5 protein-coding genes and 1 pseudogene are annotated in these 2904 nt (G+C 35.4%); 5 read left to right on the top strand and 1 reads right to left on the bottom strand.

Translation table 11 applies throughout. The annotated features are described in order from the left end of the window. The first annotated feature begins 10 nt into the window (after nt 1–10). Entirely contained in the window at nt 11–169 is a 159-nt protein-coding gene (locus BAQ49_RS32840) for a hypothetical protein (RefSeq protein WP_165616033.1), read from the top strand. Nucleotides 170–403: 234 nt separating this feature from the next. Here BAQ49_RS32840 and BAQ49_RS09890 read toward each other — a convergent pair whose 3' ends face one another. Continuing rightward, the gene (locus BAQ49_RS09890; protein WP_002187112.1) at nt 404–763 is read right to left on the bottom strand and encodes a hypothetical protein; all 360 of its coding nucleotides are present in this window, start codon (nt 761–763) and stop codon (nt 404–406) included. Nucleotides 764–1144: 381 nt separating this feature from the next. Here BAQ49_RS09890 and BAQ49_RS09885 point away from each other — a divergent pair, with 381 nt between their 5' ends. From BAQ49_RS09885 to BAQ49_RS09870, 4 genes and pseudogenes are all read left to right on the top strand, one after another. Then, the gene (locus tag BAQ49_RS09885; protein WP_071745174.1) at nt 1145–1405 is read left to right on the top strand and encodes a PadR family transcriptional regulator; all 261 of its coding nucleotides are present in this window, start codon (nt 1145–1147) and stop codon (nt 1403–1405) included. Between the two features lie 38 nt (nt 1406–1443). Continuing rightward, nucleotides 1444–1620: a hypothetical protein gene (locus BAQ49_RS32835; RefSeq protein WP_002187114.1), complete on the top strand. Its 177-nt coding sequence runs from the start codon at nt 1444–1446 to the stop codon at nt 1618–1620. A gap of 2 nt (nt 1621–1622) precedes the next feature. After that, nucleotides 1623–2256 (top strand): annotated as a pseudogene (locus tag BAQ49_RS09875) (Holliday junction resolvase RecU). A gap of 137 nt (nt 2257–2393) precedes the next feature. Beyond that, nucleotides 2394–2765 (top strand): ArpU family phage packaging/lysis transcriptional regulator, encoded by a 372-nt coding sequence (locus BAQ49_RS09870; RefSeq protein WP_071745173.1) that lies wholly within the window; start codon nt 2394–2396, stop codon nt 2763–2765. Nucleotides 2766–2904 lie beyond the last annotated feature (139 nt).

The following is a 2904-nucleotide window of genomic DNA, read 5'->3' as shown; positions in this document are numbered from 1 at the left end:
GGAGGGGTAGTTGGAAAAGTGCTTATTTCAAATATGTAACTCGCTGGCTACCTACTCTACCGCACGTACAGTGTTAAGCGGGGGAGAAGATGGAGATAACTTCAAAGTCTTACCTATCGCAACTGCACAAGAATTTTTACGATTATACACAAAAACAGCAGGCAACTGATTAAGTTGCCCGCCATGTTCTTGCACGGCACGGAGGAGCGCTTTCCGTTTTGAAAGAGTGCAGCCGGGGAAAGATCGGCTTAGAGATAGTATGTGCGATATAAAAAAGATTATTCGAAAAAGGAAATTGGATATTTAAAATCTTAACAAAATAGTTATTTAATGGGATGTTGATAATAAGCGATTATCATTAAATTGCTCATTGATTAATGATAATTGCTTATATATCGAAAAGCTATTTAGCTATTAGAAATATAGTTTCATCAGCCTTGGAAAACCCATACAACTTTCTTCCGAACTGTAAAATACCTTCTTCACTCTCTGTTAAAGTTTTAATATCATTTTCAAGATAGTGTCCAACGTTCTTTAAATAAGATAATTTTTGTTTTTCATTATTAAGTATAATTTGTTTTTTCTTAATCATTTGCTCCTGCTTATAAAGGGAGATTTGGGCGGAAATAACAATAGGTAGCATAAAAGCTAGCGCTAGTAAAAGACGACGTCTTAGTTTTTTATTCGTTTGTTGGTGATTGTTAGAATTAATTTGGTTTTTTAGGGATGATTGTTGTGATGGTAATTTTGGGATGCTTCCCATTTTAATGCCTCCATTACTAATTATAAATTTAAAATGTTTAAAAGGATTATATTATGCTAAATGGGTAATTCTGAATCTATTTTGGTAAAGATAGGTTTTGTAAAATTTAAATAACATCCTTATTTGAATGTAAAAAAGCCCTCACATAAACGTAAGGACTTTTCTAAAATGAAAGTTTTGGTTTTCAATTATCATTATATACCATAAATGAAGTATATTGAAGTGAAATTTTAACAAAAACGCTATTTTGTACACACAAAAAAGGAACGCTTGACCAAGGCGCTCCTAACCGCTAATAAATACCCAGTCTCATTAAAATTTATGTTGTTTTTATCTAATTATGATTATAAAAATTTCATTTTGTAGAAAAGGGGAATGGATATGGGCCTGAATTTAGAAGGTGTTAAATACTTTATACAAACAGCTGAAGGAGAAAGTGTGGAAATACAGGGTGGTATTCAAGAAATCGATATTTCTTCTGATGAAACAGTTGAATCTGGTTTTGATTTTAGTAGAGAAATAAGTGTTCCTTGCACATTTGAAGAGCCCCAAAATATAAAAGGGCTGCAAGATATAGGTTTTACACGACAACAAGCATGGAATATTCATTTTCGTAAGGGTGAGAGTTGGAAAGAAAACTAAACAAAATAATCATTTTAATAGAAAGCGAGGTTGGCAGAGTGGAAGATAAAGTAAAGCTATTAGGTGCAGACGGAATGTGCGGAATGGAGTTTACAGGAAATAAGGTTAATGTTTATAACGATGCAGGATACGTAATGGAAAGTATGACAACAAGGGAGCATGTTCAGGAAGTTATTGATTTTCTTGAAGGCTGCAAGAAAGAAATGGAGGAATAAAAATGGGACAAGGTAACCGTGGAATGGCTTTTGAAAAGCTTATCAATCTATCGAATGAAATGTATCAAAGAGCGGGAGTGGCGCTTATAAACAAGCGTCCGACTCCTGTAAAGGTATTAAAGATGGTCTATGGCCGTGTGAAAGATGGTTATTACGAATCTAAAAGTACAGTAGACTATGACGGCGTGTATAAAGGACGAGCTATAGCGTTTGAGGCGAAATCTACAAATGAGATAAATAGATTTAATTTAAAAAACATTGCGCAGCACCAATTAGATTACTTGGAAAAAGCAGAGAGGATGGGAGCGGTTTGCTTCTTTCTTATTGAATTCAGCAAGGATAAGTCAGTCTTCTTGGTACCACTAACAGTCATTCAATTTTATGTAAGGATGTCTCATCAACCGAAGGCTAAGAAGTCTATACCAAGAGCAGACTTTGATATTTACGGGTACCTGGTAGATCAGACAGAAAGAAAGAGCGCCAGTTGATTACTTACAATACATTGATGAGCAAGGATTCACACCGGTAATAGATAGCATGATTCAATTTGATCAGGACCATAAAAAGGTAGCGAATGACATTGAAGCAGCGAAAGAGAAAATGAACAACAAGAAACGTAAATTATTAAAGGCTTAATGGATAGCGGAACGATGGCGAGTAGATGGTGGGGCTACTTACTAACCGTCGTTCCCTTATTCAACAATGAGATATTAAAATTTCACGTACCTTATGTGATGTTAAAATTACAAATTCAGAAATAGGGGGATTCCTTCATGGAGAGACAATTAACTTTATTACCAGCTATCGACGATAAGAAAGTACAAAAGGAAGTAGTGAGCGTATTAAAGGAATACAGAGCACTCAAGATGCGATTCAGTAATGAAGTGGAGCAGGAAGGAATCAGTTTATTCCCTGGGTTACGTGATTCAAGGAATACAAGTAAATGGAAGGTGCAGCAGGTAGAGAAGGCGCTTAACAACCTATTAGATGAAGACGAGCGTAAAATCGTTGAGCGTAAGTTTCTGACAAACGAGAGAGTAAAGGATTCAGACGTTTATCATGATCTACTACTCAAGAAGACATATTTCTATGAGAAGAAGCAGAGTGCGGTTAAATTGATTGCTACAGCATTAGGGATAATCTAAAAACCGCGAACAAAATGCGAACTTTTTGGGGGACTAAATAAAAACGTGAAAATTATAAGCTATTACCTTGAACTACCCCCACTTTCACTTCGTTTAGAAGAGGGGGATTCCTAAGTAAAGAGTTCTATCGAACTCTAAT

The organism is Bacillus proteolyticus, from assembly GCF_001884065.1.
Taxonomy (GTDB): domain Bacteria; phylum Bacillota; class Bacilli; order Bacillales; family Bacillaceae_G; genus Bacillus_A; species Bacillus_A proteolyticus.
Note: the sequence above shows the minus strand (reverse complement) of the source record. Positions and strands in the feature narration are given on the sequence as shown.